This window comes from Lysinibacillus sphaericus (assembly GCF_001629735.1).
Taxonomy (GTDB): Bacteria; Bacillota; Bacilli; order Bacillales_A; family Planococcaceae; genus Lysinibacillus; species Lysinibacillus pinottii.
On sequence record NZ_CP015224.1, the window covers coordinates 270,549 to 292,705 of the forward strand.

Annotated in this window: 20 protein-coding genes; all 20 read left to right on the forward strand. The window is 38.9% G+C overall.

Annotation, left to right across the window (positions count from 1 at the left end; translation table 11 throughout):
- The first annotated feature begins 72 nt into the window (after nucleotides 1-72).
- A complete protein-coding gene (gene rnc / locus A2J09_RS01240; protein ID WP_012293239.1) occupies nucleotides 73-837 on the forward strand; it encodes a ribonuclease III in 765 nt (254 codons plus the stop codon).
- Between the two features lie 3 nt (nucleotides 838-840).
- Nucleotides 841-4,416: a chromosome segregation protein SMC gene (gene smc / locus A2J09_RS01245; protein ID WP_012293240.1), complete on the forward strand. Its 3,576-nt coding sequence runs from the start codon at nucleotides 841-843 to the stop codon at nucleotides 4,414-4,416.
- A gap of 2 nt (nucleotides 4,417-4,418) precedes the next feature.
- Entirely contained in the window at nucleotides 4,419-5,765 is a 1,347-nt protein-coding gene (gene ftsY / locus A2J09_RS01250; protein ID WP_012293241.1) for a signal recognition particle-docking protein FtsY, read from the forward strand.
- Between the two features lie 326 nt (nucleotides 5,766-6,091).
- Nucleotides 6,092-6,427 (forward strand): putative DNA-binding protein, encoded by a 336-nt coding sequence (locus tag A2J09_RS01255; RefSeq protein WP_012293242.1) that lies wholly within the window; start codon nucleotides 6,092-6,094, stop codon nucleotides 6,425-6,427.
- A gap of 12 nt (nucleotides 6,428-6,439) precedes the next feature.
- On the forward strand, nucleotides 6,440-7,798 hold the full coding sequence (ffh, locus tag A2J09_RS01260; RefSeq protein WP_012293243.1) for a signal recognition particle protein: 1,359 nt from the start codon (nucleotides 6,440-6,442) through the stop codon (nucleotides 7,796-7,798).
- A gap of 94 nt (nucleotides 7,799-7,892) precedes the next feature.
- Complete coding sequence (rpsP, locus tag A2J09_RS01265) at nucleotides 7,893-8,165, forward strand: 30S ribosomal protein S16 (protein ID WP_004269411.1); 273 nt, start codon at nucleotides 7,893-7,895, stop codon at nucleotides 8,163-8,165.
- A gap of 15 nt (nucleotides 8,166-8,180) precedes the next feature.
- Entirely contained in the window at nucleotides 8,181-8,414 is a 234-nt protein-coding gene (locus A2J09_RS01270) for a KH domain-containing protein (RefSeq protein ID WP_004269410.1), read from the forward strand.
- A gap of 368 nt (nucleotides 8,415-8,782) precedes the next feature.
- Nucleotides 8,783-9,298, forward strand: coding sequence for a ribosome maturation factor RimM (gene rimM, locus A2J09_RS01275; protein WP_031418980.1), 516 nt, complete (start codon nucleotides 8,783-8,785; stop codon nucleotides 9,296-9,298).
- Complete coding sequence (gene trmD / locus A2J09_RS01280) at nucleotides 9,298-10,035, forward strand: tRNA (guanosine(37)-N1)-methyltransferase TrmD (RefSeq protein WP_025113917.1); 738 nt, start codon at nucleotides 9,298-9,300, stop codon at nucleotides 10,033-10,035. The genes rimM and trmD overlap by 1 nt, the downstream gene beginning before the upstream one ends.
- Nucleotides 10,036-10,151: 116 nt before the next feature.
- Complete coding sequence (gene rplS, locus A2J09_RS01285; protein ID WP_008181294.1) at nucleotides 10,152-10,496, forward strand: 50S ribosomal protein L19; 345 nt, start codon at nucleotides 10,152-10,154, stop codon at nucleotides 10,494-10,496.
- Nucleotides 10,497-10,601: 105 nt separating this feature from the next.
- The gene (lepB, locus tag A2J09_RS01290; RefSeq protein WP_012293246.1) at nucleotides 10,602-11,165 is read left to right on the forward strand and encodes a signal peptidase I; all 564 of its coding nucleotides are present in this window, start codon (nucleotides 10,602-10,604) and stop codon (nucleotides 11,163-11,165) included.
- Nucleotides 11,166-11,222: 57 nt separating this feature from the next.
- A complete protein-coding gene (gene ylqF, locus A2J09_RS01295; protein WP_012293247.1) occupies nucleotides 11,223-12,095 on the forward strand; it encodes a ribosome biogenesis GTPase YlqF in 873 nt (290 codons plus the stop codon).
- Between the two features lie 154 nt (nucleotides 12,096-12,249).
- On the forward strand, nucleotides 12,250-13,011 hold the full coding sequence (locus A2J09_RS01300; RefSeq protein WP_012293248.1) for a ribonuclease HII: 762 nt from the start codon (nucleotides 12,250-12,252) through the stop codon (nucleotides 13,009-13,011).
- 50 nt (nucleotides 13,012-13,061) lie between these two features.
- Complete coding sequence (locus A2J09_RS01305; RefSeq protein ID WP_036160958.1) at nucleotides 13,062-14,951, forward strand: hypothetical protein; 1,890 nt, start codon at nucleotides 13,062-13,064, stop codon at nucleotides 14,949-14,951.
- Nucleotides 14,948-15,250: an EscU/YscU/HrcU family type III secretion system export apparatus switch protein gene (locus A2J09_RS01310; protein WP_012293250.1), complete on the forward strand. Its 303-nt coding sequence runs from the start codon at nucleotides 14,948-14,950 to the stop codon at nucleotides 15,248-15,250. Before A2J09_RS01305 ends, A2J09_RS01310 begins: the two co-directional genes overlap by 4 nt.
- A 162-nt stretch (nucleotides 15,251-15,412) precedes the next feature.
- Nucleotides 15,413-16,573, forward strand: a complete 1,161-nt coding sequence (gene sucC, locus A2J09_RS01315) for an ADP-forming succinate--CoA ligase subunit beta (RefSeq protein ID WP_025113922.1) — start codon at nucleotides 15,413-15,415, stop codon at nucleotides 16,571-16,573.
- A gap of 17 nt (nucleotides 16,574-16,590) precedes the next feature.
- The gene (gene sucD, locus A2J09_RS01320; protein WP_012293252.1) at nucleotides 16,591-17,493 is read left to right on the forward strand and encodes a succinate--CoA ligase subunit alpha; all 903 of its coding nucleotides are present in this window, start codon (nucleotides 16,591-16,593) and stop codon (nucleotides 17,491-17,493) included.
- Between the two features lie 167 nt (nucleotides 17,494-17,660).
- Entirely contained in the window at nucleotides 17,661-18,557 is an 897-nt protein-coding gene (dprA, locus tag A2J09_RS01325; protein ID WP_012293253.1) for a DNA-processing protein DprA, read from the forward strand.
- 91 nt (nucleotides 18,558-18,648) lie between these two features.
- The gene (gene topA / locus A2J09_RS01330) at nucleotides 18,649-20,727 is read left to right on the forward strand and encodes a type I DNA topoisomerase (RefSeq protein ID WP_031418983.1); all 2,079 of its coding nucleotides are present in this window, start codon (nucleotides 18,649-18,651) and stop codon (nucleotides 20,725-20,727) included.
- Between the two features lie 18 nt (nucleotides 20,728-20,745).
- Entirely contained in the window at nucleotides 20,746-22,059 is a 1,314-nt protein-coding gene (trmFO, locus tag A2J09_RS01335) for an FADH(2)-oxidizing methylenetetrahydrofolate--tRNA-(uracil(54)-C(5))-methyltransferase TrmFO (RefSeq protein WP_012293254.1), read from the forward strand.
- The last annotated feature ends 98 nt before the right edge of the window (nucleotides 22,060-22,157 follow it).

Here is a 22,157-nt window from a genome sequence, read left to right on the forward strand (position 1 = left end):
ATACTTTTGCATAAACGCTTTGAAAAAGGTACACTAAAACGGTAGAAACTATTAGGAAGGCAGATTTGTTCAATGGCTATGAAAAGAAAAGGAACTATGCAGAAATCTGGCGTACTTCCTGAAAAAGTACGCAATCAATTCGAGCTGCTACAGCATGAATTAAATATCACATTTATTAATAAAAATTTATTGTATCAAGCATTCACGCATTCATCTTATGTGAATGAGCATCGCCGTAAGCTATTTACGGATAATGAGCGTCTTGAATTTTTAGGGGACGCAGTACTTGAACTGTCTGTTTCTAAATATCTTTTTGAGAAATACCCCAATATGAGCGAGGGTGAGTTAACAAAGTTACGAGCATCCATTGTTTGTGAACCATCTCTAGTTATTTTTGCAAATGAACTAGGCTTTGGTCGCTTTGTTTTACTTGGAAAAGGTGAAGAATTAACAGGTGGACGGGAACGCCCAGCACTACTTGCAGATGTGTTTGAGTCATTTGTAGGTGCCTTATATTTAGATCAAGATTTACAAACGGTCGTGTCATTTTTAGAACGTATCGTGTTCCCAAAAGTAGAAGTCGGTGCTTTTTCGCATGTGATGGATTTTAAAAGCCAATTGCAAGAAATGGTACAGCAAACAAATAATGGACTTCTTCATTATGAAATCATTGATGAAAAAGGTCCTGCACATAATCGTACCTTTGTATCAAGCGTCTTACTGAACGGACAAGAGCTTGGTATTGGTCGAGGAAAATCGAAAAAAGAAGCCGAGCAGCAAGCTGCACAATGTGCTATGCGTATGATGCGAGAAGAAGCTGCAAAAGAGGAGGCTTAAAAGATGTTCCTAAAACGACTAGAAGTGATTGGCTTTAAATCATTTGCGGAGCGCATTGGTATTGACTTTGTACCCGGTGTTACAGCGGTTGTCGGACCAAATGGCAGTGGAAAAAGTAATGTCACAGATGCAATACGTTGGGTACTTGGAGAGCAATCGGCAAAGTCGTTACGTGGATCAAAGATGGAAGATGTAATTTTTGCAGGGAGTGACTCTCGGAAGCCGCTCAACTTTGCAGAGGTAACACTAATATTAGATAATACCGACGAGCAACTTGCTTTTTCCTATACAGAAGTCAGCGTAACAAGACGCGTATACCGTTCAGGTGATAGTGAATATTTATTAAATAACCAGCAGTGTCGCCTGAAGGATATTACGGACTTGTTTATGGATTCAGGCCTTGGAAAAGAGGCTTTTTCTATAATTTCACAGGGTCGTGTCGATGAAATTTTAAATAGCCGACCTGATGACCGTCGTTCGATTTTTGAAGAGGCAGCTGGCGTACTAAAGTATAAAATAAGAAAGAAAAAAGCAGAGCATAAACTTGTTGAGACAGATGAAAATTTGTATCGTGTATTAGATATTCTTCATGAATTAGACAGTCGTCTAGGACCTCTCGAAATGCAAGCATCTAGTGCAAGAGACTATGTACAAATGTCTACTGAGCTAAAAGATTTTGATATTGCCATTCTTGTGCATGATTTTAAAAATTGTGCACAGTCTTTGCGTGCGCTAAAAGAAGAATACACAAACCTATCTGAGATAGAGCAAAAGCAAGCTCAAGATATTGCAGCTTTCGATAAACAGACAATTCATATTCGTAAGCTATTAAAAGAGCTTGATGAATATTTGGATGTTTCACAAGCTGACCTAGTTAATGCCACAATGGAGGTAGAACGATGGGATGGACGAAAGGCGCTAATGGCTGAAAAGCGTCAAAATGCGTCCAATCAATTACAGCAACTGAATACGTCATTACAAGAAGCAAAAGCAGAAGTAGAGGCATTGCTTATTCAGGAGCAAGAGAAAAAAGCTGTATTCTCAGAAAAACAACAAGCCGTGTCGGTGCTAAAACAGAGCATTAAACAGTTAGAGCAATCATTAAATCGCTCGGTAAAAGAAATTGAACAAGAAATTGAGGAGCAAAAAAATCGATATATCGATTCGTTGAATGAAGAAGCGACCATCAAAAATGAGTTAAAAAATATCGATCAGCAGTTGGCTCAACAAAAAGCTATGGCAACACGAATGTCTGACCAAACTGATGAAATTGGGCAAGAGCTTATGCAAATTATTGCTGAAAAAGAACAGCTAGTAGCAGTACATACTACAACAACAAATGATTTGCAAGAAAAGCTAGACCAATATGATGCTTTGCAAATACAGTTGAAAAATGTTAATTCAACCTTTACTGAGAAGCAAGATATGCTGTATAAAGCTTATCAGCATCAGCAGCAACTTAAAGCTAGAAAAGACACGTTAGCGGAGCTTGAAGCTGACTTTTCAGGGTTTTTCCAAGGTGTTAAAGAAGTACTACTGGCACGAGATAAAGGGGAATTACAAGGTATTGAGGGTGCCGTAGCTGAGTTAATTCAAGTTGAGGGGAAATATTCACAAGCAATAGAAACCGCTTTAGGAGCTGCCTCTCAGCACATTGTCACAACTAATGAACGCCATGCCCAACAGGCTATTCATTGGCTAAAACAAAAGCGAGCTGGACGTGCGACCTTCTTACCGAAAACAGTAATGAAATCACGCAAAATTAATCTAGCGACTATCCAATTGGCCACTGAGCACCCAGCATTTGTTCGAATGGCGGATGCGTTAGTGACTTTCAATGAAGATAATCGAACGATTGTTGAAAACCTTCTAGGGAATGTCATCGTTGCAGCAAATCTTGAAGGGGCAAGTCAAATTGCTAGATTATGTGGGTTCCGTTATCGAGTTGTTACGCTTGATGGAGATATTGTTAATGCAGGGGGCTCGTTAACGGGTGGTGCTTTGAAACAGCAATCTTCACTCTTTACAAGAAAAGCGGAATTAGATGGTTTAGTTCTAAAGCTAGAGTCTCTACAAGCTTCCATTTATGGTGCCGAACAGGCTGTTGCAGCGGAAAAGGAAAAGCTAGCAACAATTCGTGATCAAGTAGAGCTGCTGAAGCTTGAAGGGGAGCAATTACGAAAAGATGAGATGCAGCAGGCGGGTCGTTTACGTGAGTTAGAAGCTGTGGAGAAAAGCTTGTCGGCTAGAGTAACTTTTGCCTCGACTGAAACACAAGATGTAAAAACACGAGAAGAGGCATTATTGGCTCAAAAGCAAGAAGCAGAGGAACGTTTAAGCGCGCTTGCAGTAGAATTAATCGAAATCAACGAAACGGTTGAGCAATTAAGTAAGGTTAAACTACAAAGTGAGACAGAAAAAGATGTATTACGAGAGCAATTGGCAGAAAAACGCTCACAATTAGCTGTAATGCAGGAACAAATGTCACAAGTTCAAATAGCTACAGCTGATTTAGCCCTACAATTAAACAAAGCTCAACAAAAAGTTGAAAATATTTCTCAGGAAATATTATGGCTTCAATCTGATGAATCGACAAATTATTTAAGTGATGAAGAGGTCGATGAACAGGTGATGACTTGGAAGGCTAGAAGAGATGAGCTACAACAGGCAATTTCTCAGAAAAAAGAAGAAAAAGTAGGGCAACAGAATGAACTTTCAACGCTAGAGGCGCAGCTGAAGGAATTACAACGAATCCATAAAGGATATCTTGAAGCGATACGTGGAAATGAGTTGAAACGAAACCGTGTTGAATTTGAGATGGACAATTTCACAGAACAGCTTGAGGAAAACTATCAGCTAACCTTCGAAGAAGCACAAGAAGAAGCACGGGCTATAGAAGATGAGGAATTTATACGCCGACGTGTTAAATTGCTTAAAAAATCAATTGAAGAGCTTGGACCTGTTAATTTAGGTGCGATTGAAGAATATGAAAGAGTACTCGAACGACATACTTTCTTAACTGAACAGCGAGAGGATTTGCTTGCGGCGCAAGAAACATTGCATGAAGCCATTAAAGAAATGGATGAAGAAATGACAATGCGCTTTAGCGAAACGTTCTTTGCAATTCGAGAACAATTTAGACTTGTGTTCCGTGAATTGTTTGGTGGGGGGCAAGCCGATTTAGTGCTTATTGACCCGCAAAATTTACTAGAAACAGGCATTGAAATCGTTGCTCAACCTCCAGGGAAAAAATTACAAAATTTAAGTTTACTTTCTGGTGGTGAACGTGCGCTAACGGCGATCGCTTTATTATTCTCCATCTTAAACATAAGACCAGTCCCATTTTGTATTCTCGATGAAGTCGAGGCTGCTTTAGATGAAGCAAATGTTGTGAGATACAGCCAATATTTGAAAAAGTTTAGTGGTGAAACACAATTCATTGTCATTACCCATCGTAAAGGAACGATGGAGGGAGCGGATGTCCTGTATGGTATAACTATGCAGGAGTCAGGTGTATCGAAACTCGTATCAGTAAAATTAGAAGACGAACCCGTACTTGCGGAGCAAAGGAGCAAATAAGGATGAGCTTTTTTAAGCGTTTAAAAGATAAATTGATGGGGAATCCAGCGGAGGAAGAAAAACTAGAGGCTCTTGAACATGATGTGGATTCTCATCAACAGGAATCAGAAGGAGACAGTGAGTCACCAATGACTGTGATTGAAGAACCTTCTGAGCAATTCGAGCAACCCTCACAAATTGAAGAGACAAAAGAATCCGAACAACCCTCACAAATTGAAGAGACAAAAGAATCCGAACAATCTTCACAAATTGAAGAGACAAAAGAATCCGAACAATCTTCAGACATCGAAGGTACAAAAGATTTAGAGCCTTCTCCAAGCGAGGAAGAAGAGCAGCTAGAACTACAAGTTATTGAGGAACAACCAGCTGAGGAGAAAAAACCTTCTGCTTGGTCTATTACGCAAAAATTTAAAGCCGGCCTTGAAAAAACACGTAATTCCTTTACATCGAAAGTCAACGACCTTGTTGCGCGTTATCGTAAAGTAGATGAGGATTTCTTTGAGGAATTAGAAGACCTTTTATTACAGGCCGATGTTGGTTTTGAAACGGTCATGGAACTTATGGATAAATTACGTTTCGAAGTGCAACGTAAAAATATAAAAGATACAAATGGTATACAAACTTTAATTTCTGAAAAGCTTGTAGAAATATATGAGCAAGGTGAAGAAGATTTAATTGAATTAAATATGCAGCCTGATGGTGAACTGACAGTCATTCTATTTGTTGGGGTGAATGGTGTAGGGAAAACAACGACAATTGGTAAACTTGCTCATCGTCTAAAGTCCCAAGGCAAAACAGTCGTTTTAGCTGCAGGTGATACATTCCGTGCAGGTGCTATTGATCAATTACAAGTGTGGGGAGATCGTGTAGGCTGTGAGGTGATTAAACAATCTGAGGGCTCTGATCCAGCAGCAGTTATGTATGATGCAATTCGTGCTGCTAAAAACAGAAAAGCAGATGTGTTAATTTGTGATACTGCTGGACGCTTACAAAACAAAGTGAATTTAATGAACGAGCTTGAAAAAGTACATCGTGTCATTTCCCGTGAAATCCCAAGTGCTCCGCATGAAGTATTATTAGCGTTAGATGCAACAACTGGTCAAAATGCCCTTGTTCAAGCACAAACATTTAAAGAAGCAACGAATGTGACAGGTATCGTTTTAACAAAGCTGGACGGTACAGCTAAGGGTGGTATTGTGCTTGCAATCCGTAATAAATTACACATTCCTGTGAAATTTGTAGGTCTTGGAGAGAAAATGGACGATTTACAGCCATTTGATGCAGAACGATATGTCTATGGGTTATTTGCTGATGGTTTAGATAAAGAATTACAAAACAATGAAGAATAACAGATAAATTGGCTTTGCCATTTTATCTTGATTTAGCATTCATCTCCTTCATGTATCGGAGGGGATGAATGTTTGTTTTTTTATAGGTCATTAATGTTAGATTAACCTCTCCATAAGAAATGTGACATTCATTTCCTAGGGTGTAATCGTGTAGAAACGCTCGCCTATGAAAAATTGAATTGACATGTTGGGAAGTAATACTAGTTCAAGGCAAGAAATGCCCAAAAGTAAGTAAATGAGGCTTTTAGACAAGGAGATTACCTTGACACAGACGGGCGCTTTTCGATATGATACAAATGACTAAATAGCAGGAGGAGAAATATTCGATGCTACTTGAAAAAACAACACGCATGAACTTTCTCTTCGACTTTTATCAAGCATTATTAACAGATAAGCAAAGAAGTTATATGGAACTATACTATTTGGATGATCACTCACTAGGTGAAATCGCTGAATCGTATGGGGTTTCACGCCAAGCTGTCTACGATAATATTCGTCGAACAGAAGCAATGCTTGAGGAATATGAAGAAAAATTATGTTTACTTGAAAAATTTCAACAACGTACCCAAATGCTTTCACAGCTAACAATGGGGATAACAGAACAAAGTATGACAGCTGAAGAGCAGTTAGCGCTTATTGAACAGCTGAAAGAATGGGATTAGGAGGCGAAAGCGATGGCTTTTGAAGGATTAGCGGAACGACTCCAAGGAACGATCCAAAAAATTAAGGGCAAAGGGAAAGTATCAGAGCAAGACGTCAAAGAAATGATGCGTGAAGTCCGATTTGCTTTAATTGAGGCGGATGTTAACTTAAAAGTAGTCAAGGAATTTGTAAAAAAGGTTAGTGAACGTGCTGTTGGTGTAGATGTTATGCAAAGCTTAACACCAGGTCAACAAGTCATTAAAATTGTACAAGATGAATTAACCGAATTAATGGGTGGCGAGCAAAGCCCAATTAAATTTAATACGAAGCCTCCAACTGTTATTATGATGGTCGGTCTCCAAGGAGCAGGGAAAACGACAACTACAGGTAAATTGGCTAATGTTCTACGAAAAAAATATAATCGTAAACCATTGTTAGTGGCAGCCGACGTTTATCGTCCAGCAGCTGTTCAACAATTAGAAACATTAGGTAAACAGCTTTCATTACCAGTTTTTTCGTTAGGCACTGATATTTCTCCTGTAAAGATTGCGCGTCAGGCAATTGAAAAGGCGAAAGAAGACCATCACGATGTCGTAATTATCGATACGGCCGGCCGTTTGCACATCGATGAGGATTTGATGCAAGAATTAAAAGATATACGCGCATTAAAAGAGCCAGATGAGGTCTTTCTTGTTGTTGATGCAATGACAGGTCAAGATGCCGTGAACGTAGCAGAAAGCTTTAACGAGGCTATTGGTATTACAGGAGTTGTGTTAACGAAACTTGATGGTGATACTCGTGGTGGTGCGGCATTATCTATACGTTCTGTAACGCAGAAACCGATTAAGTTTGTCGGTATGGGCGAAAAAATGGATGCGCTAGAACCTTTCCATCCTGAACGTATGGCGTCTCGTATTTTAGGTATGGGAGATGTTCTATCGCTGATCGAAAAGGCCCAAGCAAATGTAGATGAGGCAAAAGCCAAAGAGTTAGAAGAAAAATTCAAGACTCAATCCTTTACATTTGATGATTTCGTGGAGCAACTACAGCAAGTTAAAAAAATGGGACCTCTAGATGAAATTTTAAAGATGCTCCCTGGTGCAAACAAAATCAAAGGCTTAGATAATGTCAAAGTTGATGATAAGCAAATGGGGCGTGTAGAGGCGATTATTTACTCCATGACGCCTGCTGAAAAGACGAATCCTGAATTGATTAATGGCAGCCGTAAAAAGCGCATTGCTAAAGGTTCAGGGACCTCTATTCAAGAGGTGAATCGTCTGATTAAGCAATTTGATGAAATGAAAAAAATGATGAAGCAAATGACTGGAATGGCAAGTGGTAAGGGCAAGAAAAAAATGAAATTACCAGGCTTTGATTCATTGTTTAAATAATAATTTTTAGGTGTTAAGAAAAAACACTTTACAAACAACCTAAACATTGATAATATACTATCTTGTGTGAAACTTATTCGGAGGTGCTATTAAAATGGCAGTTAAAATTCGCTTAAAACGTATGGGAGCTAAAAAATCTCCTTTCTATCGTATCGTAGTTGCAGACGCTCGTTCACCACGTGACGGCCGTCAAATCGAAACAGTTGGTACTTACAACCCACTAACTCAACCAGCTACTGTAAACATTGATGAAGAGAAAGCTCTTAAATGGTTAGCTGACGGTGCAAAACCATCAGATACAGTACGTAACCTGTTCTCAGAACAAGGTATCATGGAGAAATTCCATAACCAAAAATTCAGTAAATAATCGGGGGCGACGTCTTTGAAGCAGCTGATTGAAGCAATCGTTTTACCGTTAGTCGATTATCCAGAAGAAGTTCGTATTGAGACGGATGAAAATGCAAATCGAATTGTTTATAAACTTTTTGTTCATCCAGAGGATCGAGGGAAAGTCATAGGCAAGCAAGGGCGAGTAGCGAAAGCAATTCGTACAATTGTTTATTCAGCGGCAGGTAGTCACCATCAAAAGAAGACCTACGTCGATATATTGGATTAATAGAAAAGATTTTCGCGCTCTTGCAACGAGTACAATTGAGTCCTGATAGGTGTGTTTACATGTCGCTTAGGAGTTCGAAGTGGCCTTTAGCATGAAGCGTAATATCTGGACTAAGAAGGAGGGAGCTTGTAGGTTCCTTCCTTTTTTCTTTATTTCGCCTAGAATTGTTCTTTTTATTTAGGAAAAACAGGGCATAAAGTTTTAACTAAGATTACAGCTAGAGGCAATTGATTATATTAATATGGACGAGACAATTGATTGTCTTAGCTGAACCTACATTTTTCCGAAGTAAATTTGCTAACTACGGGAAAAGGTAGAAAGCGAATGCAATTGGAGAGAGTAGTACGTTTTAATGAGGTGATAGTTGAATGGAATGGTTTAATGTAGGTCGAATTGTCAATACACACGGTATTCGAGGAGAGGTGCGTATATTATCGACAACAGACTTTGAAAAAGAGCGTTTTGCGGTAGGGAATAAGCTTGCTGCCTTTAAAAAGGACGATAAAAAGCCAACTTGGGTAACGATTCAATCTGTGCGTCGTCATAAAAACTTTATTTTATTAACATTCGAAGGCATGAATAACATCAATTTGGTCGAGCCGTTTAAAGAAGGTTTGTTAAAAGTGACAAAAGATCAAATGACTGATGATCTCCTGGAAGAAAATGAATTCTTTTTCCATGAGATTATAGGTTGTACAGTTGTTTCTGAAGAAGGCGAAACAATTGGTGTTGTGAACGATATTCTACAAACGGGTGCTAATGATGTATGGGTGGTTAAAGGCTCAAAGAAGGAGCATTATATCCCTTATATAGAAGATATCGTGAAAGATATTGATGTGGATGAGAAGAAAATTGTCATTCACGTAATGGAAGGTTTATTATGATGAATATTCATGTGCTGAGCCTTTTTCCCGATATGTTCTCAGGTGTTTTCGGGGCTTCTATTTTAAAGAAAGCTCAAGAAAAAAATGCGGTCAAGCTAGAGGTAACCGACATCCGTACATTTTCGGGGAATAAGCACAATCAAGTTGACGACTATCCATATGGTGGCGGAGCAGGCATGGTTTTAAAGCCTGAGCCGATGTTTAGCGCTGTAGAAGCAATTTGTGCAGGAAAACAACCACGCATCATTTTAATGTGCCCTCAAGGAGAACGATTCACCCAAAAAAAAGCAGAAGAATTGTCACAAGAGAAGGAATTAGTCTTTTTATGTGGTCACTATGAAGGCTATGATGAACGTATACGCCAGCACCTTGTAACAGATGAAATTTCTATTGGGGATTTCGTTTTAACAGGTGGAGAACTAGGAGCCATGACGGTTATCGATAGTGTTGTACGCCTATTACCAGGTGTATTAGGCCAAGAAGATTCACATATACAAGATTCCTTTTCAACTGGTCTCTTAGAGCATCCTCATTATACTCGACCAGCAGAATTTCGAGGAATGAAGGTGCCAGATGTTTTATTATCGGGCAATCACGCAAAAATTGAGCAATGGCGTGAGGAGCAATCGTTGAAAAGAACCTTTGAACGTCGTCCTGATTTACTTGATCTATATCCTTTAACTGACAAGCAAAAATTGTATTTAGAAAAACTTAAAAACAATCAACAAGATGCTTGATTGCCTAGTATATTTATGATAACATTTAATCTGTACTTCTATGTGAAGTACTGAATTACGGTGTTCCGCTGTGGCATAGATTGCGTGCAAGAGCATCTGTCTAAGGAGAGAAAACAATGTCAAACATTATTACAGAAATTACAAAATCTCAACTTCGCACGGATCTACCTGCTTTCCGTCCTGGTGATACTGTTAAGGTACACGTGAAAGTAGTAGAGGGTACTCGTGAACGTATCCAGCTTTTCGAAGGTGTAGTAATTAAACGTCGTGGTGGCGGTATTAGCGAAACTTTCACAGTTCGTAAAATTTCTTACGGTGTAGGTGTTGAGCGTACATTCCCTGTACACACACCAAAAATCGCTAACTTAGAAGTTGTACGTCGTGGTAAAGTACGTCGTGCTAAACTTTACTACCTACGTAACCTACGTGGTAAAGCTGCTCGTATTAAAGAAATTCGATAATTATGACTTAAAAGTGAGGGGCTTGTACGCAAGCTCCTTTTCTTTTTGCTTGTCATCTTAATTCCCTATCAACTAAAATAGTGTTAGACAAGGGGGCATTTCTCAATGGAAAAACAGGTGAAAGAAAAGAATGAATTATGGGAATGGACAAAAGCGCTATTAATTGCATTTGCGATTGCTGCAATTATACGATATTTTTTATTTACACCAATTGCAGTTGATGGTGAGTCCATGATGCCAACCCTTGAAGATGGCGACCGCATGATTGTGAATAAAATTGGTTATAAAATTGGTGAACCGAAACGCTTTGATATTGTTGTGTTTCATGCACCTGAACAAAAAAATTACATTAAACGTGTAATTGGATTGCCAGGAGATTCACTGGAATATAAAGATGATCAATTATATATCAACGGTGAGCCAATTGATGAGCCCTATTTAGATGCTTATAAAGCTCAAATTACAGGGGGAACATTAACAGAAGACTTTACCTTAAAAGACATCGATGTTTCATTAGATGAGATTCCAAAAGGGTATGTTTTTGTCATGGGGGATAATCGTCGAAATAGTAAAGACAGTCGACATATTGGTCTAGTAGATCAAAAGGAAATCATCGGCAACACAAGTTTGATTTTCTGGCCGTTTAATGACATAAAAATTGTAAAGTAATGCAAGAAAGGGAGCGTTTAGGAACTCCCTTTTTCTTTTAGTTTAGGAGGCACAGCAGTGACAATTCAATGGTTTCCAGGGCATATGGCAAAGGCCCGACGTGAAGTAACGGAAAAATTAAAGCTTGTTGATATTATATTTGAGTTAATAGACGCACGTTTACCTTTATCGTCTCGTAATCCAATGATTGACGAAGTCATCAATCAAAAACCTCGTTTATTAGTTTTGAATAAGGCAGATATGGCAGACGAGCAAGAAACACGTAAATGGGTAGAATATTTTGCACAGCGTGGTCATAAAGCAGTCGCTATTAACTCGCTTGAGGGTAAAGGCTTACAACAAGTAACGAAGGCAGCACAGGAAATATTAAAAGAAAAGTTTGATCGCATGAAAGCAAAAGGGATGAAGCCTAGAGCTATTCGTGCAATGATTGTTGGAATACCGAATGTTGGGAAGTCCACATTGATTAATCGCTTGGCGAAAAAAAATATTGCTAAAACTGGGAATACCCCAGGTGTAACAAAGGCGCAGCAATGGATTAAGGTTGGGAAAGAACTTGAGCTATTAGATACGCCAGGGATTTTATGGCCAAAATTCGAAGATCAAGAAGTAGGCTTTAAATTAGCTTTAACGGGTGCTATTAAAGACACCATAACAAACATGGAAGACTTAGCAGTATATGGCTTACGCTTCTTATCCGTTCATTATCCAAAGCGTATGGAGGAGCGTTACGGCTTTGGGTTCATCCATGAAGACTTGGTTGAAACTTTTGACCATATTGGGAAACTTCGACGTGTGTTTGGTGCAGGTGGAGAAATTGATTATGATCAAGTAGCTCAACTAATCGTGCGAGATATTCGTGGCTTGCAATTAGGCAAATTAACATTTGATTTTGTTAATGAACAACTAGAAAAAGAATCGGAACAATAAAAAGTTTTGGAAACTGTCACACCCTCTTCGTGGCAGTTTTTCTTTTAGGAATGAATTTTTCTACCGATAATAATTATATAGAGGAAAAATCTGAGCTACATAATGACTGAAATGGATTTAGGTTTAATGCGTAGAGGCAAGAAGGAGTAAGAAAGTGAAAAGTATTAAAGAAATTACAGTTGCACTAAAAGATGCGGAAGAATGGCAAGAGTGGATGTCGGGTATTGCGGAAGATGAACGAGTAGGTGTCCAAAAGGCTTGGCTTACTTGGCAGAAGAAGCAAGACAAAAAGCGGCAATTGATTCAGGAACATCAAGAAAAAGTGGCATTCGATTTAAGCTATGGGGGAATAGATGCATTAATTGCAGGTGTAGATGAGGCGGGGCGTGGTCCTCTAGCGGGGCCCGTCGTTACAGCAGCTGTAATTTTGCCAACAAATAGTGAGGCTCTAGTTGGTTTGAATGATTCTAAGCAATTATCGAAGGATAAACGAAATGCCTTTGCCGCTTTAATTAAAAAACATGCTATTAGTTATTTTATTCACTTCCAATCGGCTCAACAAATAGACGAGCTTAATATTTATGAGGCGACCAAACAATCTATGAAGGCAAGTGTGGAATCGTTATCGAGAAAACCTGATTACGTTTTAGTAGATGCCATGACATTACCTATGGCTATCCCTCAGGATTCCATCATTAAAGGAGATGCCAAAAGCTTAGCAATAGCAGCAGCCTCCATTCTAGCTAAAACAGCCCGAGATGATTACATGGAACAATTAGATAAAGATTTTCCTATGTATGGTTTTGCACAACATGCAGGCTATGGTACAAAGCAGCATTTAAAGGCACTAGAAGAATACGGACCAACGATACACCATCGTAAATCGTTCGAGCCGATCAAATCCATGTTTGAATAATACGTTAGTACCAATTACCGAAGGAGTAATTGATGAAAGGAGTATCTTATATGACAGCCACATCATTTAATCCAATCCAGATGCAACAAAATCAAATAACTGCAAGTAATCAACCACTTGCCTTAAAACAAGGGCAAGTATTTCATGGAACGATTAAGAAATTATACCCTGATCAAATGGCAGAGATACAAGTAGGAAATCAAAAATTTATAGCTAAACTTGAAGTTCCATTAAAAGCTGGAGATGCCCATTTTTTCCAGGTAACAGGAACAGACCCACAAGCAGAATTAAAAGTGGTGTCAGGACCGATGACGCCCACCACTTCACCAAGCCAGCAAATTAATCAGCTATTAGAATCCATGAATTTACCTAAGACAGCAGAGATGCAGCAATTATTAGGACATTTTATGAAGGCGGAGCTACCTATTTCAAAAGATCAGCTATTACAAGCTGAAATGTGGTTAAAGGCATTACCAGAAGGTATATCTAAAATGGATGCTTTGCAAACGATTCAAAAAATGATAGAGCTTAAAATGCCCATGACTAATGAGGTCTTTCAAGCGCTAATTAGTGGACAGAAGACTTCTGGCATGGCGGCTATTATGGAAAACTTTGCACAGCTTCTAGCAAGAGATACAGCCTTACCTGAACAGCTTAAGCAAAATTTAATGCAACAAGTACAAGCTATTGCAAAGCCATTTGAAGTAGAAACGGGTAGCGTGGTTCTTGCGAAAGTTCTCGAAAATTTAACAAATAATACCGCTACAACCAGTGAAAAAATGCAAGCTCTGTCGATCTTAAAGGAGTCTGGGATAATACCGAATCAGGCTACATTGCAAAATTGGTCAAGTATGAATGATGCAAAAGCTTCTCAGCAAATGCAGCAAGCGGGTCAAGTCGTTCAAGCTATCCTAACAACCAAGCCTGAAAATGCTGCTCAGCTGATTGAACAGCTTAAATCATGGACAACCAATCAGCACTTTTTAACAAATGATCAAAAGCAACAGATTAATCAACTAATTGATCGTTTTAATCAATTGCCTGTTACCAAGCAAACATTAGATATTTTTGCTAAGCAAATGCAAGATCAATTATTAAAAGCCTTTTCGCAAAATATGTCTAATCATTTATTTACACAGGACATAAAAGGACTGTCAGTAAAAGATCATCTACTGTCTTTAGTAAAGCAAGAGGTAGCTTCTCCATTACAAAATGAAGCCCTGATGCGTAATCTCGTAAAAAATAGCATCGCTTCTTCACAGCCCTTTGTTCAACAAATAGTGACACAAGCAGACGCTCTTGTTCAAAATTCGATGGATAGTAAGGCAATGGAGCATGCTATGAAAACGGTATTGAAAAATTTAGGGGTAAGCTATGAGGCGACACTCGGAAATAAATCAGCGGATTTACAAATGATTGCACATCAATTAAAACCACAGCTTCATACATTATTGCAGGAAACTAATATGACACCGCAATTGAAGGAAGCGGCAGAAATGCTAATGACACGAATGAATGGGATGCAACTATCTTCAGGAGAAAATGGACACCAACATCAATTAATTATGCAAGTACCGCTTGAGTTTTTCGGTAAGAGAATGGATGCAACATTGCAATGGAATGGTCGCATGAAGGATGATGGTAAGATTGATGCCAACTATGCAAGGGTATTATTTTATTTACAAATGGCCTCCATGCAAGAAACGGTCATTGATATGCAGGTTCAAAATCGAGTGGTTACAGTAACGGTCTTTAATGAATATTTGGAGATTCAATCTCTTGCAGAACCACTAAAGGCAGCATTAAAAAATGGGCTGGCAGAGAAAAATTATCAATTATCAGGCGTTTTTATGAAGCAATTTGACAAGGGGCAAGTGGTCAAAAGTAGTCCTGTAATAGAACAGCAAGAGGAACAGAGTGGGGTGGATATCCGCGTATGAGCGAAGAAAAATTCACCCGTAAAGAGGCAATTGCGTTAACGTATAAACTTGGTCAATTCGATAGTCCAACTGTTGTAGCAAAGGGAAAAGGGAAAATTGCCGAGAACATTTTGGCAAGGGCTAATGAGCATAATGTGCCGATTTATGAGGATCCTAACCTAGTTCAACTGCTTGGTCAATTAGATTTAAACGAGTCCATTCCTGAGGAATTATATCAGGCTGTGGCAGAGGTTTTTGCTTTTATTTATCGTTTGGATCAAGAACATGCGCGAAAATATAGAAAAAATGAAGTATTCTGATTATTTTTGCAAGCTGTTTTAGTACACAAAATAGAAGAATACGTCATAATAATAGAGAAAATTCGAACAAAAGACAAAGTGTAGACTTTATCAGAATGTTTCGTTAGAATAGACTATGTTAGTAAAACAATTCTATGCAAATGTTTGATGGGAGGATGTATTATGAATATCCATGAATATCAAGGGAAAGAGATTCTGAGAAAATATGGTGTAGCTGTACCAAACGGAAAAGTTGCTTTTTCCCCTGATGAAGCAGTGAAAGTAGCGAAGGAACTTGGCTCTAATGTAACTGTAGTCAAGGCGCAAATTCATGCAGGTGGACGCGGTAAAGCAGGTGGTGTAAAAATCGCTAAAAACCTTGATGAGGTACGTACGTACGCAAAAGAATTATTAGGGAAAATTTTAGTGACTCATCAAACAGGTCCTGAGGGAAAAGAAGTAAAACGCTTATATATTGAAGAAGGTTCTGATATCCAAAAAGAATACTATTTAAGTTTAGTTTTAGACCGTGCAACTTCCCGCGTTACAATGATGGGATCCGAAGAAGGCGGTATGGATATTGAAGAAGTAGCGGAAACAAATCCGGAAAAAATCTTCAAAGAAGTAGTTGATCCAGTGGTTGGATTAACAAGTTTCCAAGCACGTCGTATGGCGTTTAATATGAATATTCCAGCAAACCTTGTAGGGAAAGCTGTTAAATTAATGTTAGGTTTATATCAAGCATTTATCGACAAAGATGCATCAATTGTTGAAATTAATCCACTTGTTGTAACTGGACAAGGCGAGGTAGTAGCACTAGATGCTAAGTTCAATTTTGATGCCAATGCATTATACCGACATAAAGATATTGTCGAATTACGCGATTTCGATGAAGAAGATCCAAAAGAAATCGAAGCATCAAAATATGATTTAAGCTATATTTCATTAGATGGTAACATTGGCTGTATGGTTAATGGTGCTGGTCTTGCTATGGCGACTATGGACACAATTAGCTACTACGGCGGTAGCCCGGCCAACTTCCTTGATGTAGGGGGCGGTGCAACAGCTGAAAAAGTAACTGAAGCTTTCAAAATTATCCTTTCTGATCCACACGTAAAAGGCATTTTTGTAAACATTTTTGGCGGAATTATGAAATGTAACATTATCGCTGAGGGTGTTGTGACAGCTGCTAAAGAAATCGGTTTAGCTGTGCCACTAGTTGTACGTTTAGAAGGTACGAATGTAGAACTTGGAAAAGAAATTTTAAATGCATCTGGTTTAAACATCGTTGCAGCGGATTCAATGGCTGACGGTGCACAAAAAATTGTGGGACTAGTAGGCTAAGGAAGGCAGGGAGAACAATGGCTGTATTTATTAACAAAGATACGAAGGTAATTGTACAAGGGATTACGGGCGAAACAGCTCTTTTCCATACGAAGCAAATGCTTGAGTATGGTACTAAGATCGTAGCAGGTGTAACACCAGGTAAAGGTGGACTTGAAATCGAAGGAGTTCCTGTTTTCAATACAGTGGCAGAAGCTGTAGCTGCAACAGGCGCGACAACTTCAGTTATCTACGTTCCTGCTCCGTTTGCAGCAGATGCAATCTTAGAAGCTGTTGATGCTGAATTAGAATTAACAATCTGTATTACAGAACATATTCCGGTTCTTGATATGGTGAAAGTTAAACGTTACATGGAAGGTAAAAAGACTCGCCTAGTAGGTCCGAACTGTCCGGGTGTTATTACAGCTGATGAATGTAAAATCGGTATCATGCCTGGCTATATCCATACAAAAGGTCATGTAGGAGTTGTATCTCGTTCTGGTACATTAACGTATGAAGCAGTACATCAATTAACACAAGCTGGTATTGGTCAAACAACAGCTGTTGGGATTGGTGGAGACCCTGTAAATGGTACAAACTTCATCGATGTACTTGATGCGTTTAATAATGACCCAGAAACATATGCAGTAGTTATGATTGGTGAAATCGGTGGTACAGCTGAGGAAGAAGCGGCTGCATGGATTCAAGCCAATATGACGAAACCTGTCGTTGGCTTTATTGGTGGACAAACTGCACCTCCAGGTAAACGTATGGGGCACGCAGGTGCTATCATTTCTGGCGGTAAAGGAACAGCTGCAGAGAAAATTAAAGCTATGAATGCGGCAGGCATTGAGGTAGCAGAAACACCATCTGTTATTGGTGAAACACTTATTAAAGTAATTAAAGAAAAAGGGCTATACGAAAAGTGTAAAACCCATTAAAATGGAAGATGTAGCACATAGTGGCTACATCTTTTTCCTTATTTATACACTGTTTATCTTCCTTCATTATCAATTTCCTATTTCCTGTATTGAAAATTACACACAAAGTTGTGTTCAAAACACCATGCGGTCATTTACTTTCTTCTATTATAAAGGAGGTTTGTAAAATGATTCTTGCAGTAGATACACAGAGATTACTAGCTTTGCATTATGTATATCCTTTACCTCTTCAAAAACTTCAACGATTATTGTCCCCAGTGAACGTTTTAAACACTTTTGAAGAAGCTCATTATGGTGAAATCGCGAATATTTTACAAATATCGGCACATAAAGCATTACAAATTTCCCGAAGCTTTCGACAAATTATGACAATCCCATTTGAAGAGGCCTATACACGGGCCAATATTTTCCCCATACCTTTTTATCATCCTTATTTCCCGGCGCAATTATTTGAAATATCCAGTCCTCCTACTGTATTGTATGTGAAAGGTCGATATTCCCTGTTAACAAACAAGAAACAGATAGCAATTATAGGCTCTAGGAAGGCTACAGCGTATTCGAAAAGAGCGTTAGACCTAATTGTCCCACCTCTTGTTCAATGTGGGTATACGGTCGTAAGTGGGCTTGCTAGAGGCGCTGATACAATGGCACATAGGGCAACAATCGATATGGGAGGGCACACAATGGCTGTGCTTGGACATGGTTTTAATTATCTCTATCCGAGAGAAAATCAAGTACTTGCGATGGATATGGCCGATCAACAGTTATTAATAACTGAGTATCCTCCCTATATGAAGCCCGAGAAATGGCATTTCCCGATGCGTAATCGAATCATTAGTGGTTTAGCTCAAGCGTTAGTTGTGACAGAGGCAGCGATAAAAAGCGGTACGCTTATTACAGCAGAGCTTGCATTAGAGCAGGGGAAGGATATATTTGTGGTACCGGGACCTATTGATGCAGCACAGTCCAAAGGGACCAATCAATTACTTGTAGAAGGAGCAATTCCAGTAATGAATGGTCATCAAATCGTTGAAACACTAGACCTGTTTTCTAACAAAAATTGAAAAAAAGTTGCATTATCTTAAAATCTGTTATACATTTTGCAACAGGTAACTTAAAAATTTAGTAAAAGACCTCGCTAAGGGGGAGACATAGATGGCGGATTATTTAGTGATTGTAGAATCACCAGCAAAAGCAAAAACAATTGAACGTTATTTAGGCAAAAAATATAAGGTGAAAGCATCTGTTGGACACGTAAGGGATCTTCCACGTAGCCAAATGGGTGTGAGTGCAGAAAATAACTTTGAACCTAAATATATTACGATTCGTGGTAAAGGACCTGTTTTACAGGAATTAAAATCTGCGGCTAAAAAAGTAAAGAAAGTCTATCTAGCGGCCGATCCAGACCGCGAGGGAGAAGCAATTGCTTGGCACCTTGCGACTGCATTAAATATCGATATTAACTCGGATTGTCGAGTTGTATTTAACGAAATTACGAAAGATGCGATTCTTGAATCATTTAAGAATCCGCGTCCTATTAACATGGATTTAGTAGATGCACAGCAAACAAGACGAATATTAGATAGACTTGTTGGCTATAATATCAGCCCAATTCTTTGGAAAAAGGTGAAAAAGGGTTTATCAGCGGGTCGTGTACAATCTGTAGCGCTGCGTATGATTATTGATCGCGAAAATGAAATTAAAAACTTCCAACCAGAAGAGTATTGGACAATTGAGGGTACTTTTGAAAAAGGTAAAAAATCATTTGATGCACTTTACTATGGAAATGGCAAAGACAAAATTAAGCTAACGAATGAGGAACAAGTAAAGACAGTTTTAAAGGGTGTCAAAGGGACAGACTTTCATGTTGTGAATGTTTCTAAAAAAGAGCGTAAACGAAATGCTGCACCAGCCTTTACAACCTCTTCGTTACAACAAGAAGCAGCGCGAAAATTAAATTTCCGAGCAAAGAAAACAATGATGCTTGCACAGCAATTATATGAAGGTATTGATATTGGTAAAAAAGAGGGTACAGTCGGGTTAATCACTTATATGCGTACCGATTCCACACGTATTTCTGAAACGGCAAAAACGGAAGCGATTGCTTTCATCGAATCAAAGTATGGAAAAGAATATATTGCAACAGAAATAAAGCAGACGAAGAAAGCTTCAAATGCGCAGGACGCCCATGAGGCAATTCGTCCAACAAGTACGATGAGAACACCAGAGGAATTAAAGGCAGTTCTTAGTCGTGACCAGTTGCGTTTATATCGCTTGATTTGGGAGCGCTTTATTGCAAGCCAAATGGCTCCGGCTATACTTGATACTGTGGCGGTAGATCTTCAAAATGGTGATGTTTTATTCCGTGCGAACGGCTCACAAGTTAAATTTGCAGGTTTTATGAAGCTATACATCGAAGGTACAGACGATCAAACGGAGGAAACGACAAAGCTTTTACCTGAGATGGAAATTGGTGATCAAGTAAAATCGCTTGAAATTGAACCTAAGCAGCATTTTACACAGCCACCACCACGCTATTCAGAGGCGCGACTTGTTAAAACGATGGAAGAATTAGGTATAGGTCGCCCGTCCACATATGCACCGACCCTCGATACAATTCAGCGCCGTGGCTATGTTGTGTTAGATGCAAAACGCTTTATGCCAACAGAGCTAGGTGAAATCGTACACCAACTCGTACTAGAATTTTTCCCTGATATCATAAATATCGAATTCACTGCACAAATGGAACAAGATTTAGATGATATTGAAGAAGGTAGTCGTCAATGGAAGAATATTGTGGAAGAGTTTTATAAAGACTTTGAAGTCCATGTTAAACATGCAGATGAAGCTATGGAAAAAGTAGTAATAAAAGATGAGCCAGCTGGAGAAGATTGTGAGCTTTGCGGATCACCAATGGTCTATAAGCTGGGTAGATATGGTAAGTTTATGGCTTGCTCGAATTTCCCAGACTGCAGAAATACAAAAGCTATTATGAAACCTATTGGTGTAAAATGTCCGTCATGTGAAACGGGCGAAATTGTAGAGCGTAAAAGTAAAACGAAGCGTTTATTCTACGGCTGTAATCAATATCCGGAGTGTGAATTTGTATCTTGGGACAAACCAATTAGTAGACCATGCCCGAAATGTAGTGCATTATTAGTAGAGAAAAAGATTAAAAAAGGTGTCCAAATTCAATGTACAAAATGTGACTATGAAGAAGCACCAACACAATGATAGGAAGATGGTAAAATCATGACTGAACAAGTAGTAAATGTAATAGGAGCGGGGCTAGCAGGTAGTGAAGCAGCTTGGCAAATAGCAAAACGAGGTGTGAAAGTAAGACTCTATGAAATGCGTCCAGTAAAGCAAACGCCTGCACACCATACAGATAAATTTGCAGAGCTTGTTTGTTCTAACTCACTACGCGCAAATGGATTAACAAATGCTGTAGGTGTTATTAAGGAAGAAATGCGTATTTTAGATTCTGTCATTTTAAAAGCAGCAGACCAATGTTCTGTGCCTGCTGGAGGAGCATTAGCCGTAGACCGTCATGAGTTTGCAGGTTATGTGACAGAGGCAGTGAAAAATCATCCACTTGTGGAAGTTATTCATGAAGAAGTGACAGAAATTCCTGAAGGTATAACAGTTATTGCTACAGGTCCTTTAACTTCGAAAGCTTTGGCTGAAAAAATTCAAGGTTTAACGGGTCTAGATTATTTATACTTTTATGATGCAGCTGCACCAATTATTGAAAAAGATAGTATAGATATGGATAAGGTTTATTTAAAATCTCGTTATGATAAGGGTGAAGCAGCATATTTAAACTGCCCGATGACGAAGGAAGAATTTGATCGTTTCCGTCAAGCATTAATTGAAGCAGAAGTAGTCCCATTAAAAGAATTTGAGAAAGAGATTTACTTTGAGGGCTGTATGCCAATCGAAGTTATGGCGTCTCGTGGAGAGAAAACCATGTTATTTGGACCAATGAAGCCAGTCGGTCTTGAAGATCCGAAAACAGGGAAACGTCCTTATGCCGTAGTACAACTACGCCAAGATGATGCTGCTGGTACTCTTTATAACATTGTTGGCTTCCAAACACATCTTAAATGGGGTCCTCAAAAAGAAGTATTACAATTAATCCCAGGATTAGAAAACGTGGAAATTGTACGTTACGGTGTTATGCACCGAAATACTTTTATTAATTCACCAAAAGTGTTAGAGAAAACATACCAACTTCGTGAACAAAAGAATATTTTCTTTGCAGGTCAAATGACGGGTGTCGAAGGATATGTGGAATCAGCTGGAAGTGGATTAATAGCTGGTATAAATGCAGCTCGTTTAGCATTGGGACAAGAACCGATTATTTTCCCATTCGAAACGGCGTTAGGAAGCATGGCGCGTTATATAACAGAAGCGCAATCGAAAAACTTCCAACCAATGAACGTTAACTTTGGAATTTTCCCTGAGTTACCACCAGGTAGACGTTCAAAGCCGGAGCGTGCAGAAATGCATGCAACACGCGCAATAAGCACAATTCATAATTTTGTGAATTCACAAACAATTTAATTGCCAAAAGCCTCTAAAAGTTGTTATACTCTTAGAGGCTTTTTCTTTTTGTAGACAAAATGCTTGCTTAGACATGTTTTATTATTTTGTATGGAGAT